Raw genomic sequence first — 25,413 nt, forward strand, 5'->3', positions numbered from 1 at the left:
CGGGGTTCGATGATTGTGTGCAGGCGAGGAGAGGCGGGCCGAAGCGGCCGTGCGTCTCCTCGCCGGTGTCGAGGGTCAGCGGGGCGGGTCGATCAGGGTGGCGACGTCGGCGTAGCTGGGCAGGCCGGAGGCGACGGGGCGGTCTGCGGCGACGGCGAGGGCGGTGGTGAGGGTGGCGTCCAGGGCGGCGCGGAAGAGGAGCGAGCCGAGGCTCACCCGGCGGACGCCCAGCTCGCCGAGGGCGGGCAGGCTCATGCCGGGCTGGTACAGGACGTTGACGGGGACGGTGCTGTGCGCGGTGAGCGCGCGGATGTCGTCCGGGTCGGTGATACCGGGCGCGAAGAAGCCGTCGGCGCCCGCGTCGGTGTAGGCGGTGGCGCGGGTGAGGGTCTCGGCGAGCGGGTCGTCGAGGCGCAGCCAGTAGGTGTCGGTGCGGGCGTTGACGAAGAGGTCGGGGACGCGGGCCTTGACGGCCGCGATCGTCGCGGTCCGGTCGGCGACCGGGGTGAGGGTGCCGTCGGGGCGGCCGTCCTCCAGGTTGACGCCGGCGACGCCGAGGTCGGCGAGGCGGGCCGCGACGTCCGCGACGGCCTGCGGGGTGGCGCCGAGGCCGGCCTCGATGTCGACGGTGAGCGGGCAGCGCAGGCGGGACGCGACGGCGGCGAGCCGCAGCGTCTCGTCGAGGGTGGCGCCGCCGGCGTCCGGCTTCCCCGCGGCCGCCGCGACGCCGAGGCTGGTCGTGCCGACGGCGGCGAACCCGGCGCGCGCGAGGGCGAGCGCCGACGCGTGGTCCCAGGCGTTCGGCAGCAGCAGCGGTTCGGCGGCGCGGTGCAGAGCGTGGAAGGTACCGGTCATGTCCTCGACGGTAGACGGGGCGGGAGCCCTCCTGCGGGGAGGGCGCCCGGAGCATTCCCGTCAGCCGAGGGGCTCTTGAAGCTCGGTGACCCAGGCGGCGGTGTCGTCGGGGCATTCGAGGTAGAGCTCGCGGGCGTACCCGGCGGAGCGGTGGCCGCTCGCGTCGATCCAGCGGGCGAGGGCCTGCGCGGTCGGGAGGACGTCGTCCATCGGGCCGCGGTGGACGATGGTGGCGGCGCGGACGGCCGGCAGGTCGGCGACGGTGAGGCCGGGGACGGCGGCCGGGCCGACGGGCATGGCGGCGTGGACGAGGATGCCGCCGGGGGCGTCCTCGTAGTAGGCGATGCCGGGGCCCGCCGGAGTGACGCCGGCGGCGTCCAGGCGGTGGCACAGTTCGGCGAACAGGGGACCGGCGACGGGGCCGATGTGTTCGGGGGCGTAGCTCGCCGCGGTGCCGCTCAGCTGGGCGACGCGGACGGCGGGGATGGACTTGACGACGACCTCGTCGGTGGTCATGCGTCCCTCGCTCTCGATGGTGCGGAGCCTCGCCTCGACCTGCGCGAGCCGGGCGGCGGCGGCAGCGGCGGCCGCCTCCAGCTCGGCGCGGCGCAGCCGCAGCATGCCGTGCAGCTCCCCGGCGGTCACGCGGTCGTCCAGGATCGTCCGCACCTGCGCGAGGGTGAAGCCGAGGTCCTTGAGGGCGATGACGCGGTTGAGGTCGGTGAGCTGGGCGGCGGTGTAGTGGCGGTAGCCGCTGGCCGGGTCGACGTGGGCCGGGCGCAGCAGCCCGATCGCGTCGTAGTGGCGCAGCATGCGGACCGTCACGCGGCCGTGGCGGGCGAAGTCCCCGATGGTGAACATGGCGTCTCCGAGCCCATCGCCTCACACGGTGTGAGGGTCAAGCGTCAGATGTCGCCGCCGGACAGGACGGTGTTCGCGTCGACGATGCGGTAGGCGTAGCCCTGCTCGGCGAGGAAGCGCTGCCGGTGGGCGGCGTAGTCCTGGTCGAGGGTGTCGCGGGCGACGACGGCGTAGAAGCGGGCGCCCTGGCCGGACGCCTTCGGGCGGAGCAGCCGGCCGAGGCGCTGGGCCTCCTCCTGGCGGGAGCCGTAGGCGCCCGAGACCTGGACGGCGACGGTCGCCTCCGGCAGGTCGATGGAGAAGTTGGCGACCTTCGACACCACCAGCACGTTGATCTCGCCGGCGCGGAAGGCGTCGAAGAGCCGCTCGCGCTCGCGGACGCGGGTCTCGCCCTTGATGACGGGGGCGTCCAGCATCGCGCCGAGCTCGTCGAGCTGGTCGATGTACTGGCCGATGACGAGGACCTGCTCGCCGGCGTGGCGGCCGACGAGCTCGCGGACGAGGTTCTGCTTGGTGGCGGTGGTGGCGCAGAAGCGGTAGCGCTCCTCGGGCTCGGCGGTGGCGTAGGCGAGGCGCTCGGAGTCGGTGAGGGTGACGCGGACCTCGACGCAGTCGGCGGGCGCGATCCAGCCCTGCGACTCCATGTCCTTCCAGGGGGCGTCGTAGCGCTTCGGGCCGATGAGGGAGAACACGTCGCCCTCGCGGTCGTCCTCGCGGACGAGGGTGGCGGTGAGGCCGAGGCGGCGGCGGGCCTGGAGGTCGGCGGTCATCCGGAAGATCGGCGCGGGCAGCAGGTGCACCTCGTCGTAGACGACCAGGCCCCAGTCGCGGGCGTCGAACAGCTCCAGGTGCTGGTAGGCGCCCTTCCGGCGGGTCGTCATGATCTGGTAGGTGGCGATGGTGACCGGCCGGATCTCCTTCTTGGTGCCGGTGTACTCGCCGATCTCGTCCTCGGTGAGGGAGGTGCGGCGGATCAGCTCCTGCTTCCACTGGTGCGCCGAGACGGTGTTGGTGACGAGGATGAGGGTGGTGGCGCGGGCGCGGGCCATGGCGGCGGCGCCGACGACGGTCTTGCCCGAGCCGCAGGGCAGCACGACGACGCCCGAGCCGCCGTGCCAGAAGGCGTCGGCGGCGTCGCGCTGGTAGGGGCGGAGCTCCCAGCCGTCCTCGGCGAGGTCGATGGGGTGGGCCTCGCCGTCGACGTAGCCGGCGCGGTCCTCGGCGGGCCAGCCGAGCTTCAGCAGGGCCTGCTTGAGGGCGCCGCGCTCGGAGGGGTGCACGAGGACGGCGTCGTCGCCGACGCGGTCGCCGATCATCCCCTTGATCTTCTTGGCGCGGAGCACCTCCTCCAGCACCGACCGGTCGAGGGAGGCGAGGACGAGGCCGTGCGCGGGGTGCTTCTCCAGGCGGAGCCGCCCGTAGCGGGCCATGGTGTCGGCGACGTCGACGAGCAGGGCGTGCGGGACGGGGTAGCGCGAGTACTTCAGCAGGGTGTCGACGACCTGCTCGGCGTCGTGGCCGGCGGCGCGCGCGTTCCAGAGGGCGAGCGGCGTCACCCGGTAGGTGTGGACGTGCTCGGGGGCGCGCTCCAGCTCGGCGAACGGGGCGATCTCCTTGCGGCAGGCGGCCGCGAGCTCGTGCTCGACCTCCAGGAGCAGCGTCTTGTCGGACTGGACGATGAGCGGACCGTCGGACACGGTGCAGCGGCCTCCGTCGGGTGCGGGAAGGGGGACACAGGCACAACGGCGGCGGGCGCCCGGGTCTTCCCGGCGGTCAGTAGGTGGACGTGGACGAGGTGTCGTCGTTCAGCGCGCCGACCAGGATCAGGACGACGAACACGGCGATCGCGAGGACGACGGCGCCCGCGAACAGCGCCCAGCTCCACACGGTCAGCCGCCGCGACGACTCGGGGTCGGTGCTCGCCCGGCTGAGCGCGATGATCGAGGTGATGACGGCGGGAATGGCGAGGACGTTGCAGCACGACAGCGTCATGAGGCTCGACAGGACCAGCACGATGATCGTGGACGCGCTCGCGCCGCGCTGCTGCGGGACGCCGGGCGGCCCGTAGCCGTAGCCGGGCTGTCCGGGCGGCGGCCCGTAGCCCTGGTCCGGCTGGGCGCCGTACTGGCCGTAGGGGTCCTCCCAGCCGGGCGGACGGCCGTCGTAGCCGCTCATGGGAGCTCCTTGGAGGAGGGGGCGGTCAGGGGCACGCTACACGCCGCCGCCGACATCGCCGCCGCCGTCGGCGAGCTCGGCGACGCCGGTGATGCGGTGCAGCGCGAACCGGTGGACGGCGGCGCGGGTGGCGTCGTAGCCGGTGAGGAAGCCGCCCTCGACGCGGACGGGCTCGACGATGCGGCTGGAGGTCTGGCCCTGCTGGTCGAGGTAGCCGATCCAGACGCGGGTGCCGCGGTCGACGGCGCCGCGCAGCAGGTCGATGGTGGCCAGGGCGGGGGAGCGCGGCGGGTCGCCGCCGGGGGCGCCGGTGCGGGCGTGCTCGGCGCCGAGCCGGGACGCCTCGTCGCCGGCGCGGAGCGCCCGCACCGCCGCGGCGATCATGCCGGGGTCGGTGTCGGCGCCCGGCCGCACCCGGACGATCTCGGTGGAGGGCGGCGGGTCGGCGCGCTGCGCGTCCGGCCGGGTCACGATGACGCCGCCGCCGGGGGCCTCGGCGACGGGGGCGAGGCCGAGGGCGCGCAGCCCGTCGAGCAGCTCGGTGCGGCCGAGGGCGGAGGCGAGGACGGTCGGGGCGAGGCGGTGCAGGCGCAGGGCGTCCGCGCGGCGGTCGGCGAGGATCTCGTCGAGGGTGGCGGGGGTGTCGGTGCGCACGTAGGAGGTCAGGGCGCCGACGCGGAGGTGCCCGTGGCGGCGGGCGACGTCGTCGATGAGGTAGGCGAGGGGCTGCGGGAGGGGCGTCGCGGAGTGGTGGGCGAGCAGGTCGCGGAGCTCGTCGGCGGTGCGGCCGGCGTCGAGGGCGCGGCGCACCGAGGCGGGGGTGAACCGGTAGACGGTGGCGCCGCCGGTGGACTCGACGTCGGCGGTGAGGGCGAGCTCGCGGGCAAGGCGGGTGACGAGGGGGCCGGGCGCGATCGCGGTGAGGTCGGCCTGGAGGAGGACCTTGTCGACGGGTTCGGGCAGGTGCTTGTCGAGGGCGGGTTCGGGGTCGTCGCCGTTCAGGACGTCGCGGCCGAAGGGGGCCAGCTCGCCGAAGCCGGTGACGCCGAGGACGGCGGCCTCGCGGAGCGTCCAGCCGACGAGGCGGTCGCGGAGGGGGCCGCCGCGGCGCGGCTGGAGCCAGGCGAGGCGGGTGCGGACGGCGGCGGCGTCCGCGGGCGCGCCAGGCGGCGCGTCGCCGAGGACGGCGAGGACGGCGCGCCGCACGGGGGAGGCGCTGCCGCGCACCATGCCCTCGGAGAGGGCGTTGATGAGGCGGTCGCGGTCGTCGCGCTCGCCGGCGAGGCCGGCGGCGCGGTCGCTGCGCAGCCAGCCGCGGGCGAGCTCGGACCAGCGGCCGGCGACGTCGCGCATGAGCCACAGGTCGTAGGCGGGGGTGGGCAGCCACTCGCCGTCCAGGTCGCCGCTGCGGGTGAGGAGGCCGGCGGCGAAGGCGGTCTCGGCGAGGAGGGCGGCGTGCCACTCCTCGACGTCCAGCAGGGTCGCGGCGGCCCGCAGGTCGCGGACGGCGAGGCCGCCGCTGCGCAGCACCGGCGGGGGTTCCAGGCCCCAGCGCTCCAGCAGCTCCTCGGTGAGGCGGACGGCGGTGAACGCCTCGCCCGCGGCGGTGCGCACCACCGCGTCCTCGCGGCCGGGCCGGGGCGGGGCGGTGGTGAGGGGCTCGGGGCGGGCGGACAGGTCCTGGAAGAGGCGGCCGCCGCGCAGGTGCAGGGCGATCTCGCGGGGGAGGGTGACGGTCCGGTCGTCCTCGGCGGCGAGCAGGCCGCGGGCGAGGAGCCGCTCGATGGGGGTGGTGGCGGTGTCCAGGCGGACGGGGCGGCGGGCGTCGGCGACGCGGCCGACGGGCGGCCCCCACACCAGGGCGCCGAGGGCGGCGCGGGCGTCGTCGCCGGCGTCGCCGATCAGCGCGCCGGGGGCGGCGAGGAGCTCGGCGAGGCGGGTGAGGAGGGCGCCGGCGTCGGCGAAGCCGCGCGGTTCCTCGCCGGTCAGGTCGGTGACGAGGGCGGCGAGGCGGTCGCGGGAGTAGGTGGCGAAGACCTCGGTGACCGGCGGGCCGAGGCCGGCCGGGTAGGGGAGGGCCTGCCGGACGCCCGGCGCGGCCTGCGGCGACCTGGCGCCCCAGGCGAGGCCGTGCGCGCGCAGCGTGGCGAGGGCGGCGTCCACGTCGGCGGGTTTGGCGCCGAGCGCGGTGCGCAGCGCGGTGATCCGGACGGGGCGGGGCAGCACGAGCAGCGCTTCGAGGGTGGCGAGGGCGAAGCGGTCGAGGCGGTCCAGGGCGCGGGAGATCGCGGCGGGGGTCGCGGCGCGGGCGGCGAGCGCCGTCAGGTCGGCGGGGACGGGTGCGATCAGCTCGGGCCGCGCGGACAGCAGCGTGCGCAGCGACTCGTCGTCGCGCGCGCGCAGCCAGTCCGCGTAACTCTCCATACCGCTCTCAATTTAATGGGCGCGCCCGGATGGGGACGCCGCCGAAAGCGGGGCCGGCTAGGACTTCTCCAGGCCGACGAGGCCGAGGCCGAGGCGGGCCCAGCTCGCCACGAAGCGCTTCTCGTCGATGCGCGTCGGCGGCTCGTACATCGACTCGTTGGCGAGCCAGTAGTTGACGACCGCGCCGCCGAGGATCGAGGCGATGGCGGGCCAGTCCTCGCCCGACCCCTCGAACTCCGGCTGGGCCTCCAGCCAGGTGGCGATGCCGTCGTAGAGCGGGTTGACGATGCCCTCGCGCATCTCGGCGACCAGGTTGGGGAACTGGTCGAGGTCGCGGAACAGGACGCGGATGAGGTCCTGCTCCTCGCGCATCTTGGCGAGGCCCGCCTGGCACGTCATGCGGAGCCGGACCTCCAGGGGCCGGTCCTCGTAGACGGCGGCCTGCTCCAGGACGTCGACGACCTGGCGGCGGGTGCGGTCGATGTGCTCGCGGATGGCGGAGGCGAGCACCTCCTCCTTCGACCGGAAGTGCCGGTAGAGGCCGCCCGCGCCGGGCGACAGGCCCGCGGCGGCCTCGATCTCGGCGACCGACGTGGCGGCGTAGCCGCGGTCGGCGAACAGGCGCAGCGACTCGGCCACGATCCGCTCGCGCGTAGAACTCGTCATGGTTTCGTGTTCCTCCGCAAGAACACTAAGGCATTCTGGACTGCGGAGGAGGCGCGCCCCGCTGGTACGGGCGCGAATCACCCCTGTGACCGCCCGGCCATGGGCACTAGAGTGCTGTGCTTCGCGTACAACCGCCGGGCAGGGCGATGTCGGAGGGTTCGAAATTGGCTGTCGAGGCACGCGTCGAGGGCCGGGCGAGGACCTTCCTGCCCGCCGACTTCGTCGTTCCGGAACTGGTCGCCGGCCAGCGCTTCCACATCCGCCCGATCACCGTGCACGACGTGGTGAAGGACTACGGGGCGGTGCTCGGCAGCCTGGAGGCGCTGCGGGGCCGGTTCGGGCCCGAGTGGGGCTGGCCGGACCGCGAGTTCACGTTCGAGCAGGCGCTGATCGACGTGGCGTGGCTGCAGAAGGAGGCGCAGCTGCGCCGCTCCTTCAGCTACGTGGTCACCTCGCCCGACGGGGAGCGCCAGTACGGGCGCATCCACGTCGCGCCGTGCGACGACGACGCCGCGGACGCCGTCGTGGTGTTCTGGGTGCGCGCCGACGAGCCCGACGCCCGGATCGAGCGCGAGCTCGCCGACTTCGTCCAGGGGTGGGCGACGGCCGCGTGGCCGTTCCAGACGGTCCGCTTCCCCGGGCGCGACGAGCTCGCCTGACGGGGCCCGTCCCGGGTCAGCGGATCCGGCGGATCAGCGCGACCAGGAGCCGTCCCGCGACCAGGTAGGCGACCGCGGCCAGGCCGTAGTTCACCGCCACCCGCAGCTTCGCGTCGGCGGGCTCGAAGACGTCCTTGAACTGCCAGGCGAGGCGGTCGGCCCAGTCGGCGAACCAGGACACGATGCCGTTGCCGGTGTTGGCCTCGAAGACGGTGAACACGATGTGCACGGCGAGGATCGCCACCACGACGGTGGTGATCGCCGACACCGCTCCGGCGAGCACCCGCACCGCGCTCGCGCGCGCCGCCGCCCCGGACGGCGCCCGGCGGGGCCGGCCGTCCTTCTCGCCGGTCCGGCCGTCCGCCGTCACGGCCTGGTCTCGTTCCGCCATGGGTTCCTCCTCGGGGGGTCGGCCGGAGCCCGGCCTTGGCCGGATGATGGGGGTGAGGGCACCGTTGTTTTCCCTGGTAAGGGGGTTTTCCGGGGGGCGGGCGGGCATATCCGGATCACGCGGTTCGTGCCGCCGTCCGACCCCGCGGGATCAGGGGATGGAGATCGGGCGGAAAGGGCGGATCGCGCGCCCGACTCCCGCGCTCTCCCACTCGGATCCCGTCGCATCGCCACTACCGGGAGAGCGCGGGCCGGGGCGCGTGCTGGGATACCGGCCGGTCCGCCACTCATACCGTCCCTTTACCCTGTGGGGCGTGCTGGACCACGACCCATCGCCGATCGCGTTCCCGGCGGCCGTGCCCGCCCCGGCCGTCCCGGCCCCGGGGGGCCGCCTCGTCATCGGCTTCGACCTGGACCTGACCCTCGCCGACACCCGCGCGGGGATCGGCGCGGTGTACCGCGCCCTGTCGGCCGAGACGGGCATGCCCATCGACGTCGACCAGGTGGTGCGGCGCATCGGCCCGCCGCTGGACGTCGAGATCGGGTACTGGTTCCCGCCGGCGGAGGTGCCCGCCATGGTGGACCGCTACCGGGCCCTGTACCCGGGGATCGCGATCCCCGCGAGCACCCTCATGCCCGGCGCGGTCCAGGCGGTCGAGGGGGTCCGCGCCCTCGGCGGCGGCGTGGTGGTGGTGTCGGGCAAGAACCAGCGCGACACCGAGCGGACCGTCGCCGCGCTCGGCCTGGACGCCGACGCGGTGATCGGCGGGGTGTTCGGGGCGGACAAGGGCGTGGCGCTGCGCGAGCACGCCGCGTCCGCCTACATCGGCGACCACACCGGCGACGTGGACGCGGCGCGGGCCGCCGGGGCGGTCGCCGTCGGCGTCGCCACCGGCATGTTCGACGCGGCGGCCCTCACCGCCTACGGCGCCGACGTCGTGCTGCCCGACCTGCTGGCGTTCCCCGGGTGGCTGGAGCCGTTCGCGGCGGGCGGGCGGTGACGGCGCGGCGCCCGAAATCGAGGTGACCGCCGCAGGGGTGGTGGCGCTAACCTTTAGGCCAATTCAGGACGAGCGCTGAACGAGGTCTCCCGTGCCCACTGGCAAGGTCAAGTGGTACGACGCCGACAAGGGATTCGGCTTCCTCACCCGCGACGACGGCGGTGAGGTCTTCGTGCACTCCTCCGCGCTGCCCGCCGGCGCCCCGCTGCTCAAGCAGGGGCAGCGGGTGGAGTTCGGCGTCGCCGAGGGGCGGCGCGGCCAGCAGGCGCTGTCGGTGCGGGTCCTGGACACGCTGCCGTCGGTGGAGCGGACGATCGCCAAGCAGCGCCGCAAGAAGCCCGAGGACATGGTCCTGATCACCGAGGACCTGATCAAGCTGCTGGACGGGATCTCCGAGACCTACCGGCGGGGCCGGCACCCGGCCCCGGCCGAGGCCAAGAAGATCGCCACGGTGCTGCGCGCGGTCGCCGACGACCTGTCGCCCGCCTAGTCGCCCGCCTAGCGGGGGGCGGCGCCGGCGGGCGCCTCGCCGCGGCTGCGCACGCCGTCGCGGCGCGCGCGGCGGGCGAGCAGGGCGGCGAGCGTCAGCGCGAGCGCGGCCGCGACGGCGCCGAGCCCGAGGCGGCCGCCCGCCACGACCGACATGCCGAGGCCGAGCAGGCCGCCGAGCACCCAGGCGAGCTGGTGCAGCGTCTCGGTGACGGCGAAGGTGGACGAGCGGACCTCCTCGCCGATCTCGCGCTGCACGACCGCGTCCATCGACAGCTTGCCGAGCGACTGGCCGAGTCCGGCCGCGAGCGCGACGACCAGCGCGGCCCACAGGCCGAACAGCGCGGCGCCCGCGATGGCGACGCCGGTCACCGCGGCGAGCGTGGCGTAGACGATGAGCCGCGGCGCGCGGGCCCGCATCCAGGCGCCGACCGCCGTCCCGGCGAGGCCGCCGGCGCCCGCCGCGGCGGCGAGCAGGCCGAGCGCGACGTTGCTGGAGACCGGGTCGAAGCGCTCCTGGCGGAGCAGGAACGCCAGGTAGATGATCAGGAAGCCGGAGAAGGCCCGCAGCGCCGCGTTCACCTGCATCGCCTCGGCGACGACGGGCCCGACGCGCGGCAGCGTCCGCCAGCGCCGCCCGGCGGGCTCGGGCGCGTCCGGGACGCCGGACGGCGGCGCGTCGGCGTCGGGGGTGTCGGCGTGCCGGGGCAGCGCCAGGCTGAAACCGATGCCGAGCAGGAACACCAGGGTGCCGAGCCGCATCAGCCAGGCCCCGCCGACGAGCGCGGCCAGCCCGGCGGCGAGCGGCGCGGTGACCGACGCGGCGATGAGGCCGGCGAACGCCGCGCGGGCGTTGGCGGTGACCAGCGACGTCCCGGGCGGCAGCACCCGGGGGGTGACGGCCGCCCGCAGCACCCCGAACGCCTTGGACAGGACCAGGACGGCGAACGCCGCCGGCAGGAACGTCACCTGGTCGCCGTGCGGGAGGGCGCCCGCCATGCCCCAGCAGAGCAGCCCGCGCGCCGCGAACGTCGCGGCGATCGCGTACCGGGAGACGTGCCGCATCCGGTCCAGCACCGGGCCGATCAGCGGCGCGACCAGCGCGAACGGCGCCATCGTCACCAGCAGGTAGAGGGCGACCTGGCCGCGCGCCTGGTCGACGTCCAGGCCGAAGAACAGGGTGCCGGCGAGCGCGACGGCGACGAGGGCGTCCCCGGCGGAGTTCAGCGCGGCCGTCTCGATCAGGCTGCCGAGGCCGCTGTGCCCGGCGCCGTGCGCGTGCGTGGCGCGCCGCGTCAGCCGGCCCGCGCCGCGGACGGCGCAGCCGGCGCGCCCGAGCGCCCGGCGCGCCGCGCCGGGCCCGTCCTGGTCGCCCATCCGGCCTCCCTCCCTGGGGCGCACCCGAGACTACGTCCCCCGCCCGCACCCCGGCTCACTTCCCGTAATAGCCGTTCTGCGGGGATTCGTGCGGACGGTGGGCGGGGCGCGGTGCACGGTCACGTCCCGGGATAGGCGAGAATTGACCTGTGAGCCCACTGCGCCAGACCAGTACCGCCCGCCGCACCCGTACCCCGGCCGTCGACCCGGCCTGCGCCGGGGCCGTCGACCTGGCCCGCGAGGCGGCCGTGGAGACGGCGGGCCGGGACGACGTCGGCGAGCACCTCGGCCTCACCCCCGACGGCGACCGGGTGGTCACGCACTACTTCGCGTCGCTGGATCCCGCCTACGTCGGCTGGCGCTGGGCCGTCACGGTCGCCCGCGCGTCCCGCGCCCGCAACGTCACCGTCGACGAGGTCGTGCTGCTGCCGGGCGACCGCGCGCTGCTCGCCCCGGCGTGGGTGCCGTGGCTGGAGCGGCTGCGGCCCGGCGACCTCGGCCCCGGCGACCTGCTGCCGACCGCCCCCGACGATCCGCGCCTCGCGGCGGGCCTCACCGAGACCGCCGCCGACCTCGACCGCGCCGCGCAGTGGGAGCTCGGCATCGGGCGCGTCCGCGTGCTGTCGGCCGAGGGCCGCGACGAGGCGACGGCCCGCTGGTACGAGGGCGTCGCCGGGCCGCGCGCGCCGATCGCGGCGTCCGCGCCCGCGCAGTGCTCCACCTGCGGCTTCTTCCTGCTGCTGGCGGGGGAGCTGCGGCAGGTGTTCGGGGTGTGCGCCAACGAGTACGCCCCCGACGACGGCCGGGTGGTGTCGGCCGACCACGGCTGCGGCGCCCACTCCGAGGCGGTGAACGTGCCGGCCGCGTCCGAGCACGGCCCGCCGGTGCTGGACGAGCTCGACTACGAGATCGTCGCCACCGCGGCGCCCGCCGGCGACGGCTGACCGGCCGGTGGACCTCGGCGCGGACCTCATCCGCGGGCGCGTGCTGCGCGCCTGGGCCGACTCGCCGGCCCGCTTCCGCGAGGACGCCAACACCGAGGAGGACCACGCGCTCGGCGGCTACCGCGACCGCGTCGTCGTCGAGCTGGCGCAGAACGCCGCCGACTCCGCGGCCCGCGCCGGGACGCCCGGACGGCTGCGGCTGGTGCTCGCCGGGACGGTGCTGACCGCCGCCAACAGCGGCGCGCCGCTGGACGCCGCCGGGGTGCAGGCCCTGTCGACGCTGCGGGCGTCCGCCAAGCGCGACACCGGCGCCGTCGGCCGCTTCGGCGTCGGGTTCGCGTCGGTGGTCGCGGTGAGCGACGAGCCGTCCATCGCCTCCGCCGACGGCGGGGTGGAGTGGTCGGCGGGGCGGGCCCGCGAGCTGGTCGCGGCCGAGCCCGCCCTCGCGGGCGAGCTGGCGGCGCGCGGCGGGCACGTGCCGCTGCTGCGGCTGCCGTTCCCGATCGGGCCCGCGGTGCTGCCGGAGGGGTTCGCGACGGTCGTCCGGCTGCCGCTGCGCGACGCCGACGCCGCCGCGTCGGTGCGCCGCCAGCTCGACGAGGCCGGGCCCGCGCTGCTGCTGGCGCTGCCCGCCCTGGAGACCATCGAGATCGACGTGGACGGCGCGGCGCGCACGATCGCCCGCCCGTCCGGCGGCACCGTCGAGGCGCACGGGGAGCTGCCGCCCGAGCTGCTCGCGGACCGGCCCACCGAGGAGCGCGCCCGCACCGCGTGGTCGGTGCGCTGGGCCGCGCCGCCGCCCGGCGGGACGCCCGCCGTCCTGCACGCGCCGACCCCGAGCGACGAGCGGATCGAGCTGCCCGCGCTGCTCATCGCGTCGTTCCCGCTGGCCCCCGACCGGCGCCGCGTCGCGCCCGGCCCCCTCACCGACTTCCTGATCGAGCGCGCCGCCGAGGCGTACGTCCGGCTGCTCGCGGACGTCGCCGAGGAGCGCGGCCCCGAGGTTCTCGATCTGGTGCCCGCCGCCGGCATCGCCGCGGGCGAGCTGGACGCCCGGCTGCGCCGCGCGATCTCCGACCGGCTGCCGGACGTCCCGCTGCTGCCGGGCCGGCTGCGCGGCCGCGACGCCGTCGTGGTCGACGGCCCCGCCGCGTTCGTCGCGATGCTCGCCGAGGTGATGCCGGGCCTCGTCCCGCCGGACTGGCCCGCCCGCCACCCCGCGCTCGCCGTGCTCGGCGTCCGCCGCACCGAGATGGCCGACGTCGTGGACGGCCTCGCGACCCTGGACCGCGACCCGTCCTGGTGGCACGGCCTGTACGCCTCGCTCGGGTCGATCTCCACCGACGGGCTCGGCGCGCTGCCGGTGCCGCTGGCCTCCGGCCGCCTGGCGCGCGGCCCGCGCGGCCTGTTGATCGCCGACGCCGTCGACCCGGCGCCGCTGGACGTCCTCGGGCTGCGGTTCGTGCACCCGGACGCCGTGCACCCGCTGCTGGCGCGGCTCGGGGCGCTCGACGCGGGGCCGCGCGCCGTCCTCGCCGACCCGGGCGTGCGCGCCGCCGTCGAGGACTCCTTCGACGCCGACGACCCCGGCGCCGTCGCGGACGCCGTCCTCGGGCTCGTCGCCGCCGCCCGCCTCGACCCCGGCGAGGAGCCGTGGCTCGCCGAGCTGGCGCTGCCCGGCGAGGACGGCGAGCTGTACGCCGCCGGGGAGCTGCTGCTGCCGGGCGGCGCCCTCCAGGCGGTCGTCGCCGACGACGCGCCGTTCGGCGTCGCCGCCGCCGGGCTCGTGGAGCGCTGGGGCGCCGAGGCGCTCACCGCCGCCGGCGTCCTGGACGGCTTCGCGCTCGTGCGCGCCGAGGACGCCGACCTCACCGGCCTCGCCGACGAGGCCGAGACCTTCGACCTGGACGGCGAGGAGGAGTGGGCCGACGAGGTCCTGGACCGGCTCGGCCTCCAGGACCTGCCGCCGCTCGTGCCCGAGTTCACCGCCGTCCGCGACCTGGAGCTCGTCGACGACTGGACCGTCGCCCTCGACCTGCTGGCCCGGCCTCCCTACCGGGCCGCGGTCGTCGACCCGGCGTACGCGTCGCTGCCCGACGGGCGGCGCGCGCCCGTCCCGTCGTACACCGCGTGGTGGCTGCGGCGGCATCCGGTCCTGGACGGGCGGCGCCCCGGCGAGTTCCGGATGCGCGACGGCGACGGCCTGCTCGCGGGCCTGTACGACGAGGCGCCCGGCCGTCCCGACGAGTTCCTGCTGCGCGCCCTCGGCGTCCGCACGTCGCTGGCGGCGCTGCTGGACGAGCCCGGCGGCGCCGCCGAGCTGTTCGCCCGGCTCGGCGACCCGGCGCGGACCGTGACGCGCGCGCACCTCGGCGCCCTCTGGACGGCCCTCGCCGACCGCCCCGACCTCGCGATCGAGCCGCCCGAGCGCGTCCGGGCCGTCGTGGACGGCGCGGTCGAGGTCGTGGACGCCGCCGACGCGCTCGTCCTGGACCGCCCCGACCTGCTGCCGCTGCTGGCGGGCCAGCCGCTGCTCATCCCGGCCCGCGGCACCGCCGGCGACCTCGCCGAGCTGCTCGACCTGCCGCTCGCCAGCGCCGAGATCGTCGGCGCGGTCGCGGGCGCGGGCGAGGAGACGCCCGTGCCCGCCGCCGTCCGGACGCTGCTGCCCGCCGCGCCCGGCACCTACGCCGCGCACGGGCGCCTGGTCGTGGACGGCGTGGACGTTCCCTGGTGGTTCGACGGCGCGGCCGTGCACGCCGCCGGGACGGCGGGGCTGGCGCGCGGCCTGGCGTGGGCGGCCGGGGCGTGGGAGGACCGGTTCCTCGCCGAGGCCGTCCTGCGCGATCCTGGGAACCTGGCCGCGATCCTCGCGGAGGCCGATCTGGAGGCGTGACGGTGCTGGACTACGAGATCGTCGGCGAGGGGCGGCCGCTGGTGCTGCTGCACGGCTTCTACGGCGACCGCACGACCTGGACCGCCAGCGGTCACGTGGCCGGGCTCGCGGGCGACTTCCGCCTCGTCCTGGTCGACCTGCCCGGCCACGGCCGCAGTCCCGCGCCGCACGACCCCATCCCCTACGCGCTGCACCGGCAGGCCGACGACGTCGCCGCCGTCCTCGACGACGCCGGGATCGGCCGGGCGGCCGTCTGGGGCTCCTCGCTCGGCGGGACGGTCGCGCTGACCCTGCTGGCCCGCCACCCCGGCCGCGTCGGCGCCCTCATCGCCAACGGCGCGCACGCCGAGGCCGCCTCGGGCGACCCCGAACCCGAGAACACGATCTTCCGGGAGCAGGGCATGGCGCCGTTCCTGGCCATGCTCGGGCCCGTCCCGGACGGCATCCGGGCGCCGATGGAGCGCGCCGACCCGCTCGCCCTCGCCGCCCTGAACAGCGCGCTCGCCGAGATCCCCGCGCTGCCCGGCGCCCTCGCCGCGCCCATCCTGCTGCTGGTCGGCGAGAAGGACCGGGCGCTCGCCCGGGCGCGGGAGAGCGCCGGCCGCATCCCCGGCGCCCGCCTCGTCGAGCTGCCCGGCTGCGGGCACCTGGACTCCTTCACCCGCACCGACCTGACGCTGCCGCTCGTCCGGGAGTTCCTCGCGGGCGGCGCCGGCGTCGCCTGGTGATAAACAGGGGGGTATGAGCGGGGGAGCGGGCCTGGGGCAGGCCGATCTGGACGGCGTCGGCGGGCTGGTCGCGGAGGCGGGGCGGCTCGCGCTCCGCTGGTTCCGCGCCGACCCCGCCGCCCTCGGCGTCGCCGACAAGGGCGGCCGCACCGGGTTCGACCCGGTGACCGAGGCCGACCGCGCGGTCGAGGGCCTCATCCGCGCGGGGCTCGCCGAGCGGTTCCCCGGCGACGCCGTCCTCGGCGAGGAGCAGGGCCTCACCGGCGACCCGGACGCCCCGCGCCGCTGGATGGTCGACCCGATCGACGGGACCAAGGCGTTCGTCAGCGGCGTCCCGGCCTGGGGGATCCTGCTCGGCCTGCTGGACGGCGGGCGCCCGGTGGCGGGCTGGCTGCACCAGCCCTACCTCGGCGAGACGTTCGCCGCCGCGGGCGGCCGCGGCACGTTCACCGGCCGCGACGGCGCGGCGTCGCCGCTCCGCGCCCGCGGCACGACGCGCATGGCGGACGCGGTGATGTACACCACGCACCCGAACATGTTCGCCACCGAGGAGGAGCGGGCCGCGTTCGGCCGGATCGCGGGCGCCGTCCGGCTCCAGCGGTTCGGCGGCGACTGCTACTCCTACGGCCTGCTCGCCCTCGGCCAGGTCGACCTGGTGGTGGAGGCCGACCTGCACCCCTACGACATCGTCCCGCTCATCCCGATCATCGAGGCGGCGGGCGGCACCGTCACCGACCGGGCGGGGCGCACGCCCGTCGAGGGCGGCTTCGTCGTCGCCGCGGCGACCCCGGAGCTGCACGCCGCGGCGCTCGCCCTGGTGAACGGGCGCTCGTGAACGGGCGCTAGGCGGCGCGGCGGGCGGCGTGCTCGGCGGCCTGGCGGCGGCGGCCGGCCTGGAGGCGCGGGACGTACCAGCAGGCGAACAGGCCGATGAGGATGCCGCCGACGCACACCCACAGCCACCAGCGGTCGCCGTCCGGCAGATCGAGCAGGAGCAGGACGGCGAGGGCGACCGCCCACGCGACGGTGCCGGCCTGCGCGACGCGCACGTCGTTGGTCTCCAGCGGCGGCGGGTCCGGACGGCGCGTATGCGACATACGCACAGGTTACCGGGCCAGTCCCGCATCGTGGAGGGGCGGGCGGGGCCGGGCCGTCAGTCGGTGCCGCAGGCCGGGCAGGCCGACTCGGCGTAGCCGAGCAGCGAGGTGACGACGACGCCCGCGCCGAGGCAGAAGCGGCAGAGGCCGGAGTCGCGGACGGCCGGATGGTCGGCGACGGTGAGGCTCTGGCCGCGCCCCGCGTCGTAGGGGGCGCCCGGCGTCTCGCACGCCCAGCAGGAGACGACGGACCGCTGCCCGTCGCGGTGCGTGAAAACGATCTCTTGCCGCCCCCTGCACCGCGTGCAGGGGGCGCCGTTCACTGGATCGGCCACCGCTCACCTCGACACCGCGCTGACACGCCGCGCTCCGCCCGGAATCTCCTCCGAGCTTAAAAAGCGGTCGGGGTGCGGGGAAAGGGTTCGGGGAAAATGCCGCCGGACGGGCGGGCCGGGACGCGGTGCCGCGCGCCGCGTCCCGGCGGGGCGCGGCACCGCGTGGCACCATGAACGCGAGGACACGAGCGGAGGTGTGGAGTCGGCCGCGCTGCCGAGATCTGGTGGAATACCGGTCCCCCGGATATCGTTAGCAAAAGCAATGACTTCTGCGAACGAACATGACAACGCCACCGACCCCAGGGCACGCGCCACCCTCCCCGGCCGTGGCCGAGGAGCTGCGCATCGCGATCGCCCGGCTGTCGCGGCGCCTGCGCGGGCTGCGGGGGGTGCCGCCCGCCGACGGATCGCCCGGTCCGCTCTCGCTCACCCAGTTCGCCGCGCTCGCGGCGATCGAGCGGAACGGCCCGATGACCCCGCGCGAGCTGGCCGACCACGAGAAGGTGCAGCCGCCGTCGATGACCCGCGTGATCGCCCATCTGGAGGAGCGGGGGCTGGTGGAGCGCACCCCGCACCCGACGGACGGCCGGCAGGTCCGGCTGACGGTGACGGGCGCGGGCTCGGCGCTGCTGGCGACCGAGCGGAAGCGCAAGGAGGCGTGGCTGGCGCAGCAGGTCGCGCTGCTGACGGAGGAGGAGCGGGAGGTCCTGCGGAGGGCGACGCCGATCCTGGACAAGCTCAGCCGGTCCTGACGCAGCCCACCAAGAGCGAGGGGGCGCGCGCCGTCTGGACTGAGGAGCGCGAGCGGCCGCGCGCCGTCTGGACTGAGGAGCGCAGGGAGCGAAGCGACCGGAGCGACGAGGGAAGACGGCGCGTGAAGCGGCCGTCCGCCGCCGAGCGCAGGCGAGGCCATGAGCACTGCGAGCGAAGCGACCAGAGCGACGAGGGAAGACGGCGCGTGAAGCGCCCCCGAGCCGCCGAGCGGAGCGAGGCCGACAAGCAGGGCATGTTCCGGTCCTTGCGGACGCGCAACTACCGGTTGTTCGCGGCCGGGCAGGTCGTGTCCAACACCGGGACCTGGATGCAGCGGGTCGCGCAGGACTGGCTGGTCCTGGAGCTGGCCAAGGGGAGCGGCGGGTCGGCGCTCGGCATCACCACCGGCCTGCAGTTCCTGCCGCTGCTGCTGTTCGGGCTGTGGGGCGGGGTCGTCGCCGACCGCTATCCCAAGCGGCGCGTGCTCATGCTCACCCAGGTGTCGATGGGCGTGCTCGCGCTCGTCCTCGGCCTGCTGGCGATCTCCGGTTCGGCGCAGGTGTGGCACGTCTACCTGCTCGCGTTCGGGCTGGGCCTCGCGACCGTCCTCGACAACCCGACGCGGCAGTCGTTCGTGGTGGAGATGGTCGGCAAGGAGGACCTGCCGAACGCGATCGCGCTGAACAGCGCGATCTTCAACGGGGCGCGGCTGGTCGGCCCGGCCGTCGCCGGCGTGCTCATCGCCGCGATCGGCACCGGGCCGGTGTTCCTGGTCAACGCCGCCTCGTTCGGGGCGGTGCTGTTCGGGCTGTACCTGATGCGCCCGGCCGAGCTGTACGCCGGGCCGGTGGTGAAGCGCGCCAAGGGGCAGCTCCGCGAGGGCCTGCGCTACGTCAGGGGGCGCCGGGACCTCGTGCTGGTGCTGGTGCTCGTCGGGTTCGTCGCGACGTTCGGGATGAACTTCCAGGTGACGATCGCGCTCGTCGCCCGGCAGGTGTTCCACACCGGCGCGTCCTCGTTCGGGCTGGCCTCCAGCATGCTGGCGGTCGGCGCGCTCACCGGCGCGCTGCTGGCCGCCCGCCGCGCGTCCCGGCCGCGGATGCGGCTGCTGCTGCTCGCGCCGCTGGCGTTCGGGGTCTTCGAGGTGCTGAGCGGCCTGATGCCGTTCTACTGGGCGTTCCTGCTCATGCTGGTGCCGACCGGCATCGCGCTGATGACCTTCACGACGGCCGCGAACGCGACCATGCAGCTCGGCGTCGCTCCGGAGATGCGCGGCCGCGTCATGGGCCTCTACATGTTCGTGTTCGTCGGGACGAACCCGATCGGCGCGCCCGTCGTCGGCTGGATGGCCGAGACGTTCGGGCCCCGCATGAGCATCGTGTTCGGCGGTCTCATCGCGATCGTGTCGACGCTGGCGGTCGCCGCGTTCGCCGCGCCGCGCCCGCTGCGCGACCGCGTCCTGCACCCGCGCGCGACCCTGGCGGAGCGAAGCGCGTGACAAGGGTCGCTTCGGGCTGAAAGGCTGGTTACGTGGCACAACGGACGATCCGATGAGGTTGTTCGTGGCGCTCACCCCGCCGCCGGACGTCCTGGACGCCCTGGACGCGTTCGTCGCCCCCCACCAGGGCGACTGGCCGGACCTGCGCTGGGTGCGCCGCGACCTGATGCACGTCACGCTGGCCTTCCTCGGCGAGGTCGACGACGCGGGCCTGGAACGGCTGCTGCCCTGCCTCCAGGAGGCGGCGGCCGGCAGCACCGGGCTCCGGCTGTCGCTCGCGGGCGCCGGGGCCTTCCCCGCCAACGGCACGCACGCCCGCGTCCTCTGGACCGGGCTGTTCGGCGACCGGCGCGGCCTGGCCCGGCTCGCCGCCGCGACCGCCGCGGCCGGTCGGCGCGCCGGGACGCCGCCCGACGGCCGCTACCGCACGTTCCGCCCGCACCTCACGCTCGCCCGCAGCCGCCGCCCGGTGGACGTCCGCCCGCTGCTGGAGCCGCTCGCCGCGTTCGCCGGGACGCCGTGGACGGCGGGCACCGTGCACCTCATGCGCAGCCACCTGCCGACCCGGGAGCGGCCCGCGCTGGAGTACGAGGAGCTCCGGTCGTGGCCGCTGCCGCAGAGCCCGGACGCGCAGGGCCCGGACGCGCAGGGCCCGGACGCACAGGGCCCGGACGCTCAGAGCTCGGGCGGCGGGGGCGCGGGCCGGTCGGCGTCGGGCGGCCCCCAGGGCAGCCCGTAGCGCTCGCAGGCGCGCCGCAGCTCCTCCAGGTCGGGCGGGAACCCGACGTGCCGCACCACGCGCCCCGACGGCGCCCAGACGACCAGCCGCGGCGTCCGGTCGGCCGAGTCGTCGATGCCGACGCCGCCGACCCGGTCGTGGGTGAGGTCCCACTCGACGCGGCCGCGCTTGGTGACGACGGCGAGGCCCGCCGCCGACACCTTCAGCTGCGCCCGGTTGCGGTCGTAGAGCCAGTACCCGCCGAGCCCGATCGCGACGCCCGCGGGCAGCGCCCACGACGCCGTCGCCGCGAACCCGCCGAGGTGCGGGCCGAGCCACACCGACCCGAGCAGCGCCACCACCTCGCAGAGCACGACGCTCAGCACGTAGGTGGCGATCCGCGAGCGGCGGGTCGCGTCGAGCAGCACGCCGGGCGCGGCGACCGGCGCGGACGGCCCGCCCGGCTGCGGCACCGACAGCGCCGACACCGCCGAGTGGAACGCCGCCGACAGGTAGGCGTCGTACTCGGCGTCGTTGACGGGCAGCCCGGTGCGGCGGGCGCTCTCGCGCAGGTCGGTGCGGGAGACGCGGAGCGCCGACAGGGGCGCGGCGAAGAACTCGTCGCCGTCGGAGTCGTAGAGCCGCACCCAGGCGTGGCCGCCGATGGTGAGCAGCTCGATGCCGCCGATGCGGTCCGCGGGCATCCGCAGCACGATCTCCCCGGCGGCGTCGGCCCAGCCGAGGCCGCCCTCGGCGACGACGAGGCGGCCGCCGGGCACCTGCCCGAAGATCTCCGGCAGGCCCTCCAGGCCGTACTCGGGGGTGTGCGGCGGCCGCACGCCGGGCGTGACGACCCGGTAGCCGGCGTCGTCGAGGGCGTGCGCGAGCTGAAAGGCGTCCAGGCCGTGGGCGGGCAGCCGGGCGGCGAGGCCGAGCCGGTGGTCGAAGGCGAGGACGGCGAGGTCGGTGCGGCGCGGCTCGCCGGTGACCGGGTCGGGGCGGAGGCCCGGCCCGACGACGAGCGCGGCGACGTCGCCGGCGGCGAGCTCGCGGACGCGGCGGGCGCGGACGCGCAGCCCCTCGGGGGAGACCGTCCAGCGGATCCGGCGCGACAGCAGCAGGCGGCGGCGCCCGGCGAGCACCCCGGTGATCGCGATGAGGGTCCAGCAGGCGGCGGCGAGGCGGGCGCCGAAGTCGGGGGCGCCGTCCAGCGCGATCCGGGCGATCATGGCGGCGCCGAGCAGGCCGGTGAGCGCGCTCAGCAGCGCGACGCGGTGGCGGCTCGGGACCGGTGCGGGGGAGGAGAGCTCCCGCGGTTCGCGGGCGCCGTCGGGCGCGGCGGGGGGCGGCTCGTGCGCGGCCGCCAGCAGCTCGGCCTCCTGGTCGAGGAGGCGGCGCTCGGCGGCGTGGTCGCGCGGCAGCGGCACCTCGTCGCCCTCGGGCGCGGCGTCCTCCAGGGCGGGGTCGGTGAGGTCGGCGGCGTCGCCGTCCAGGACGTGCACGCGGATGCCGAGGCGCCGCGCGGTGACGAACAGCGCGAGCGGCTCCAGGCCGAGCGCGGTGAGCGTCCCGACGGTGGTGCGGCCGAACCGGTGCAGGACCGTCAGCGCGCCGTCGGCGGTGGTGACGGCGAGGGCGTCGATGCGGGACCGCTCGTAGCGGACCGGGTCGGGGCCGAGCCGCTCCAGGCCGGCCGCCGACAGCCGCCAGCGCGAGCGGCCGCGCCGGTGCACGACGCCGAGCGCCCACGGCAGCGCGGCGGCCGCCGCGATGAGGGCCGCCCACAGCCAGGCCGGGCGGACGGGCAGCAGGGCGAGGGCCGCGGCGGGCAGCGCGAACGGTCCGGGGGCCACCGGCCGCCGGCGTCCGCCGGGACCGGGCAGGCCGGTCAGCTCATGCTCCACAGTCGGCATCCTCACATGGGTCGCGCCGGGTGCGGCGCCCGCTTGCCCGAACCGGCCGCCGCCCGCAGGGAGATGAGGCGCCGGGGTGAGGCGGCGTGCCCTCCCGCGTCCCACGGGCCGCCTCCGCCGTCATGCCCGCCTGCGGATCACGCCGTAGCCGACGGCGGCGGCGATCGCGAGGACGAGGAACAGCCCGACCCGGCTGCCGCTCGCGTCGCGGTGGCCCTGGTCGGCGTCGTCCTTGCCGGCGGCGTGCTCGGCCGTGACGGGCGGCGACGGCATCGCCTCGGCGGGCAGCGGCACCTCGTAGACGGGCTGGTCGCTGCCCTCGGAGCCGACCAGCACCGACCGCCCGCCGGCGGTGTAGGTGATCGACTCGCCCTGCTCCTGGGCGGGCAGGGACACCGAGTGCAGGGATTTCCCGGGTTTTCCGTCGGCGCCCATCGCGTAGACGCGGGCGCCGAAGTAGCCGCGCACGACGAAGCTGCGGCCGTCCGGCGCGAAGGCGCCGTCGGTGGCGATGGACGGGACGTCGTCGCCGACCTTGCGCAGCTTGTTGAAGCCGGACGTGCGGAGCGTCGCGGGCGCCTCGTAGATCGCGCCGCCGAACAGCTTGGACACGATGTACAGCCGGTTCGTCACCGGGTTCACCATCATCGTCTCGGCGTTGCGGGGCCCGTCGGCGTACTTGAACCGGAACGCGGTCGCCTGGATCGTCCGGCTGGACAGCGTCGCGGGCTCGGGGATCCGGTAGACGGTGACGTAGGGCCAGGCGCCGCCGAGGTTGTCGCCGATGTCGGCGACGTAGATCGCGGGGCGGCCGCGCTCGTCCTCGCCGACGGCCATGGCCTCCCAGTCGCGGGCGGTGGCGCCGCCGAGGGTGAGGACCGCGCGCGTCCGGCCGTCCTTGCCGAGGGCGAAGATCTGCGGGCGCCCGCCCGAGTCGTTGTGCGTGTAGATCACGCCGGGGTGGCGGGCGCTCAGCGCGAGGCCGCTGGACTCGGTGATCCGGCTGTCGGTGACCTTGAACAGCTCGCGGGCGTCGCCGTCGTCCGCGCGCGCCGGGACGGCGGCGGCGAGCGGGGCGAGGGCGGCCAGGGCGAGCGCGGCGAGACCGGCGGCGGGCCGGGCGAGGCGGGCGTGGACGGGCGCAGGCATGATCATGTCTTTCCCGCCCGGGCGCCGGGCAGGCATGCCGGTCCGCCCCGCCGTGCTCCGCACCCCGCTCAATTCAGCAGCGCGCCGATCACCACGGCGAGGACGAGCGCGGCCAGCACGGTGGGCAGCAGCCATTGGGGCGCACGGTTCACCCTGGAAGACTATGCGGCGTGCGGCGCCGATGGGAACCGCCCAGCTGACCGGTCGGTCACATCAGCCTCCGCCGGTGGCGGCCGCGCGGCGCCGGGCCCGGTGCGCGGCGACGCTCGTCCGGCTGGCGCAGGCGTTGGAGCAGAACCGGCGGCTGCGGTTGCGGGAGTCGTCCACGTAGAAGCGCGCGCAGCCGTCGGCGCGGCAGCGGCCGATCGCGACGTCGGGGTCGCCGCAGTGCACATGGGCGAGCGCGGCGGCGCAGCTTCGGCCGAGCCAGGCGAGGCCGTCCTCCCCGTCGCGGGCGAAGTGCAGATGGGGGCCGCCGCCGTCGTGCTCGGCGATGTGGACGTCCGGCGGGAAGCGCTCCAGGAGGCGGTTGACGGCGTCGGCGGGGCCCCGGTCGGCGACGGCCGCGACGGCGGCGCGGAGCGCGGGCAGCAGGTCGCCCGGCTCGGCGGGCTCGCGGACGCGGTGCTGGGCGTGGAACTCCCGGCGCAGGCCGGAGGGCGGATCACCGTTGGCGAGCTCGACGGCGAGCCGGGCCAGGTTGCCGATGTAGGCGATGTGACGCACTTGACCCCCTACATGATCGTGCCGCACTGTAGGCGGCATGACGTCTGAGACTACCTACAGCCCGGTGGCGGCGCTCGTCCACGCGGGCCGCTGGGACGCGGCGCTCCCCCTCGCCGGATCGATCGGGGAGCGCGCCGCGATCCTCGTCGACGCCCACTGGTGGCGGCTGTCGGGGCGGGCGGAGGCCGAGGAGGCCGTCGCCGCCCTCGCCGCCGAGGACCCCGTCGTCGCCGGCTACCACGCGGCCGTCCTCGCCTACACCCGCGTGCTGTTCGGGCCGGAGCCGGACGCCGGCGACGCCGCCCGCGCCCGCGAGGGGTTCGCGGCCGCCGAGGCGCACCCGGTCCTGGCGCCCTGGGCGGTGTTCTGGCAGGGCGTCGTCGCCGACAACCTGGACGGGGACGCGGCGGCGCCGGCGCTCTTCTCCCGCGCCCTCGACGCCGCCCTCGCCACCGGCGACCCGCTGCTGGAGTCCTACGCCGTCCGGCACCTCGGCGGCCCGGCGGCCGAGCGGGGCGACCCGGCGGGCGTCGCGATGCTCCGCCGCTCCTACGACCTGCGGGCGAGCCTCGGGGCCCGGCCGCAGACGGCCGCCGCGGCGGTCTACCTCGCGGCCTGCCTGCCGGAGGGGGAGGAGGCGGAGCGCCTGCGGACGCTGGCCGCGGCGACCGCGCGCGAGCTCGGCCTGACCTGGCTGGCCGCCGCGGGGTGAGCGAATCCACGGGCGCCCGCCATAGACGATCATGGGCGGGGCGGGCCAGGATGCCCGGATGAACCCTCCGCGCGCCCGCGTCGCCGCCTACGTCGTCCGCAACGGTGCCGCGCCCGGCCTGCTCGTCTTCGAGCACGTCGGGATGCCGCAGGCCGGGCTGCAGGTCCCGGCGGGCGGCGTGCGCCCGGGCGAGGCGCCCGCCGACGCGGTGCGCCGCGAGGTCGAGGAGGAGACCGGCCTGCGCGGCGCCGTCCTCGTCCGCGAGCTGGCGGTGGACGAGCGCCCCCACCCGGTGACGGGCCGGCCCCGCCGCACCGCGTTCTTCCACCTCCAGGCGCCGTCCGGGACGCCCGACGCCTGGGAGCACACCGCCGGCGGCGACGGCGCCGACGCCGGGATGATCTTCGCGTGCCGGTTCGCGCCGCTGCCCCTGGACCGCCCCCTCGCCGACGGGCAGGACCGCTGGCTCGGCGAGGTCGACCCGCTCTGGACGGCCGGCTGGGACCTGTCCGAACCGGGCGGATGACGCCGACCTGGGGTTTTCACCCTCCGGCAGCCGATACGTTGGGGAACGACGCGGCCACGGTGGGAGTGGATGTGCAGGTGACGACCGGTGACGAGGACGGGGCGGCGGACCGCCCCGCGGGCGTGGAGCTCGGCGGCGGGCAGGTGCGCGCGGGCGCCCGGCGGGACGCCGGGGCGGCCTGCGGGCCGGTCCTCGTCGTCACCGTGGCGGGCGAGCTGGACTACCGGGTCGCCGCGCCCCTGTACGACTGGGTGGCCGAGCGCGCCGCGGGCGGGCCCGGGGAGGCGCGCCGCGTCGTCCTGGACCTCGCGGACGTCGGCTTCTGCGACTCGGCCGGGCTGAACACCCTGATCCGCGTCTGGCGCCTCGTGCACGGCGGCGCGGGCCGCGACCTGGTGCTGGCCGCCGTCCCCCCGTCGCTGCGCGAGCTGCTGGCGAGCACGGGCCTGGACGCCCACATCGCCCGCGCCGACTCCGCCGCCGGCGCCCTCGCGCTGGCGCCGGGCGGCCGCTGACCCGTC

General features: G+C 76.5%; 26 protein-coding genes. 13 read left to right on the plus strand and 13 right to left on the minus strand.

Going from position 1 to position 25,413, the window contains the following annotated elements; translation table 11 throughout:
- Positions 1 to 75 precede the first annotated feature (75 nt).
- The 6 genes from K1Y72_RS25200 to K1Y72_RS25225 all read right to left on the minus strand — a co-directional run bounded on the left by K1Y72_RS25200 (position 76) and on the right by K1Y72_RS25225 (position 6,981).
- The gene (locus K1Y72_RS25200; protein WP_220168946.1) at positions 76 to 855 is read right to left on the minus strand and encodes an isocitrate lyase/PEP mutase family protein; all 780 of its coding nucleotides are present in this window, start codon (positions 853 to 855) and stop codon (positions 76 to 78) included.
- A 60-nt stretch (positions 856 to 915) separates the two neighbouring features.
- Positions 916 to 1,716, minus strand: a complete 801-nt coding sequence (locus K1Y72_RS25205; protein ID WP_220168947.1) for a MerR family transcriptional regulator — start codon at positions 1,714 to 1,716, stop codon at positions 916 to 918.
- 44 nt (positions 1,717 to 1,760) lie between these two features.
- Positions 1,761 to 3,413, minus strand: coding sequence for a DNA repair helicase XPB (locus K1Y72_RS25210; protein ID WP_220168948.1), 1,653 nt, complete (start codon positions 3,411 to 3,413; stop codon positions 1,761 to 1,763).
- A 76-nt stretch (positions 3,414 to 3,489) separates the two neighbouring features.
- Complete coding sequence (locus tag K1Y72_RS25215; RefSeq protein WP_220168949.1) at positions 3,490 to 3,891, minus strand: hypothetical protein; 402 nt, start codon at positions 3,889 to 3,891, stop codon at positions 3,490 to 3,492.
- A gap of 36 nt (positions 3,892 to 3,927) precedes the next feature.
- Positions 3,928 to 6,315: a helicase-associated domain-containing protein gene (locus K1Y72_RS25220; protein WP_220168950.1), complete on the minus strand. Its 2,388-nt coding sequence runs from the start codon at positions 6,313 to 6,315 to the stop codon at positions 3,928 to 3,930.
- A gap of 57 nt (positions 6,316 to 6,372) precedes the next feature.
- Entirely contained in the window at positions 6,373 to 6,981 is a 609-nt protein-coding gene (locus K1Y72_RS25225; protein ID WP_220168951.1) for a TetR/AcrR family transcriptional regulator, read from the minus strand.
- 164 nt (positions 6,982 to 7,145) lie between these two features.
- Here K1Y72_RS25225 and K1Y72_RS25230 point away from each other — a divergent pair, with 164 nt between their 5' ends.
- Positions 7,146 to 7,640: a GNAT family N-acetyltransferase gene (locus K1Y72_RS25230; RefSeq protein ID WP_258573667.1), complete on the plus strand. Its 495-nt coding sequence runs from the start codon at positions 7,146 to 7,148 to the stop codon at positions 7,638 to 7,640.
- 16 nt (positions 7,641 to 7,656) lie between these two features.
- On the opposite strand, the gene K1Y72_RS25235 is transcribed toward K1Y72_RS25230, so the two are convergent.
- Positions 7,657 to 8,031, minus strand: coding sequence for a hypothetical protein (locus K1Y72_RS25235; RefSeq protein ID WP_220168952.1), 375 nt, complete (start codon positions 8,029 to 8,031; stop codon positions 7,657 to 7,659).
- A gap of 313 nt (positions 8,032 to 8,344) precedes the next feature.
- On the opposite strand from K1Y72_RS25235, the gene K1Y72_RS25240 reads away from it, so the two are divergent.
- Entirely contained in the window at positions 8,345 to 9,031 is a 687-nt protein-coding gene (locus tag K1Y72_RS25240; RefSeq protein WP_308287217.1) for an HAD family hydrolase, read from the plus strand.
- A 91-nt stretch (positions 9,032 to 9,122) separates the two neighbouring features.
- A complete protein-coding gene (locus tag K1Y72_RS25245; protein ID WP_220168954.1) occupies positions 9,123 to 9,521 on the plus strand; it encodes a cold-shock protein in 399 nt (132 codons plus the stop codon).
- An 8-nt stretch (positions 9,522 to 9,529) separates the two neighbouring features.
- Here K1Y72_RS25245 and K1Y72_RS25250 read toward each other — a convergent pair whose 3' ends face one another.
- Positions 9,530 to 10,897: an MFS transporter gene (locus K1Y72_RS25250; RefSeq protein ID WP_220168955.1), complete on the minus strand. Its 1,368-nt coding sequence runs from the start codon at positions 10,895 to 10,897 to the stop codon at positions 9,530 to 9,532.
- 149 nt (positions 10,898 to 11,046) lie between these two features.
- Between K1Y72_RS25250 and K1Y72_RS25255 the strand changes: the two genes are divergently transcribed.
- The 4 genes from K1Y72_RS25255 to K1Y72_RS25270 are packed head-to-tail and all read left to right on the plus strand — an operon-like array spanning position 11,047 to position 16,300.
- A complete protein-coding gene (locus K1Y72_RS25255; protein WP_220168956.1) occupies positions 11,047 to 11,841 on the plus strand; it encodes a DUF3027 domain-containing protein in 795 nt (264 codons plus the stop codon).
- Positions 11,842 to 11,848: 7 nt separating this feature from the next.
- The gene (locus tag K1Y72_RS25260) at positions 11,849 to 14,737 is read left to right on the plus strand and encodes a sacsin N-terminal ATP-binding-like domain-containing protein (RefSeq protein WP_220168957.1); all 2,889 of its coding nucleotides are present in this window, start codon (positions 11,849 to 11,851) and stop codon (positions 14,735 to 14,737) included.
- Positions 14,734 to 15,465 (plus strand): alpha/beta fold hydrolase, encoded by a 732-nt coding sequence (locus tag K1Y72_RS25265; protein ID WP_220168958.1) that lies wholly within the window; start codon positions 14,734 to 14,736, stop codon positions 15,463 to 15,465. Before K1Y72_RS25260 ends, K1Y72_RS25265 begins: the two co-directional genes overlap by 4 nt.
- 13 nt (positions 15,466 to 15,478) lie before the next feature.
- Entirely contained in the window at positions 15,479 to 16,300 is an 822-nt protein-coding gene (locus tag K1Y72_RS25270) for an inositol monophosphatase family protein (RefSeq protein WP_220168959.1), read from the plus strand.
- A gap of 7 nt (positions 16,301 to 16,307) precedes the next feature.
- On the opposite strand, the gene K1Y72_RS25275 is transcribed toward K1Y72_RS25270, so the two are convergent.
- Entirely contained in the window at positions 16,308 to 16,562 is a 255-nt protein-coding gene (locus tag K1Y72_RS25275; RefSeq protein WP_220168960.1) for a DUF2530 domain-containing protein, read from the minus strand.
- 56 nt (positions 16,563 to 16,618) lie between these two features.
- The gene (locus K1Y72_RS25280; protein WP_220168961.1) at positions 16,619 to 16,897 is read right to left on the minus strand and encodes a hypothetical protein; all 279 of its coding nucleotides are present in this window, start codon (positions 16,895 to 16,897) and stop codon (positions 16,619 to 16,621) included.
- A gap of 281 nt (positions 16,898 to 17,178) precedes the next feature.
- Here K1Y72_RS25280 and K1Y72_RS25285 point away from each other — a divergent pair, with 281 nt between their 5' ends.
- The 3 genes from K1Y72_RS25285 (at position 17,179) to thpR (ending at position 19,887) form a co-directional block, all read left to right on the plus strand.
- Positions 17,179 to 17,649 (plus strand): MarR family winged helix-turn-helix transcriptional regulator, encoded by a 471-nt coding sequence (locus tag K1Y72_RS25285; protein ID WP_220168962.1) that lies wholly within the window; start codon positions 17,179 to 17,181, stop codon positions 17,647 to 17,649.
- 254 nt (positions 17,650 to 17,903) lie between these two features.
- Positions 17,904 to 19,148: an MFS transporter gene (locus K1Y72_RS25290; RefSeq protein ID WP_220169072.1), complete on the plus strand. Its 1,245-nt coding sequence runs from the start codon at positions 17,904 to 17,906 to the stop codon at positions 19,146 to 19,148.
- Positions 19,149 to 19,200: 52 nt separating this feature from the next.
- Complete coding sequence (gene thpR / locus K1Y72_RS25295; RefSeq protein ID WP_220168963.1) at positions 19,201 to 19,887, plus strand: RNA 2',3'-cyclic phosphodiesterase; 687 nt, start codon at positions 19,201 to 19,203, stop codon at positions 19,885 to 19,887.
- On the opposite strand, the gene K1Y72_RS25300 is transcribed toward thpR, so the two are convergent.
- The 3 genes from K1Y72_RS25300 to K1Y72_RS25310 all read right to left on the minus strand — a co-directional run bounded on the left by K1Y72_RS25300 (position 19,824) and on the right by K1Y72_RS25310 (position 23,654).
- Complete coding sequence (locus tag K1Y72_RS25300; RefSeq protein WP_220168964.1) at positions 19,824 to 21,770, minus strand: hypothetical protein; 1,947 nt, start codon at positions 21,768 to 21,770, stop codon at positions 19,824 to 19,826. The genes thpR and K1Y72_RS25300 overlap by 64 nt on opposite strands.
- Positions 21,771 to 21,899: 129 nt before the next feature.
- On the minus strand, positions 21,900 to 22,928 hold the full coding sequence (locus K1Y72_RS25305) for a hypothetical protein (RefSeq protein ID WP_258573668.1): 1,029 nt from the start codon (positions 22,926 to 22,928) through the stop codon (positions 21,900 to 21,902).
- Positions 22,929 to 23,141: 213 nt separating this feature from the next.
- Complete coding sequence (locus tag K1Y72_RS25310) at positions 23,142 to 23,654, minus strand: CGNR zinc finger domain-containing protein (RefSeq protein WP_308287218.1); 513 nt, start codon at positions 23,652 to 23,654, stop codon at positions 23,142 to 23,144.
- A 37-nt stretch (positions 23,655 to 23,691) separates the two neighbouring features.
- On the opposite strand from K1Y72_RS25310, the gene K1Y72_RS25315 reads away from it, so the two are divergent.
- From K1Y72_RS25315 to K1Y72_RS25325, 3 genes are all read left to right on the plus strand, one after another.
- Positions 23,692 to 24,366: a hypothetical protein gene (locus K1Y72_RS25315; RefSeq protein WP_220168967.1), complete on the plus strand. Its 675-nt coding sequence runs from the start codon at positions 23,692 to 23,694 to the stop codon at positions 24,364 to 24,366.
- A gap of 58 nt (positions 24,367 to 24,424) precedes the next feature.
- Entirely contained in the window at positions 24,425 to 24,892 is a 468-nt protein-coding gene (locus tag K1Y72_RS25320) for an NUDIX hydrolase (protein ID WP_220168968.1), read from the plus strand.
- A gap of 77 nt (positions 24,893 to 24,969) precedes the next feature.
- Complete coding sequence (locus K1Y72_RS25325; protein WP_220168969.1) at positions 24,970 to 25,407, plus strand: STAS domain-containing protein; 438 nt, start codon at positions 24,970 to 24,972, stop codon at positions 25,405 to 25,407.
- The last annotated feature ends 6 nt before the right edge of the window (positions 25,408 to 25,413 follow it).

Origin of the sequence: Actinomadura parmotrematis, from assembly GCF_019458805.1 — a bacterium.
In the GTDB taxonomy this organism is placed as follows: Bacteria; Actinomycetota; Actinomycetes; order Streptosporangiales; family Streptosporangiaceae; genus Spirillospora; species Spirillospora parmotrematis.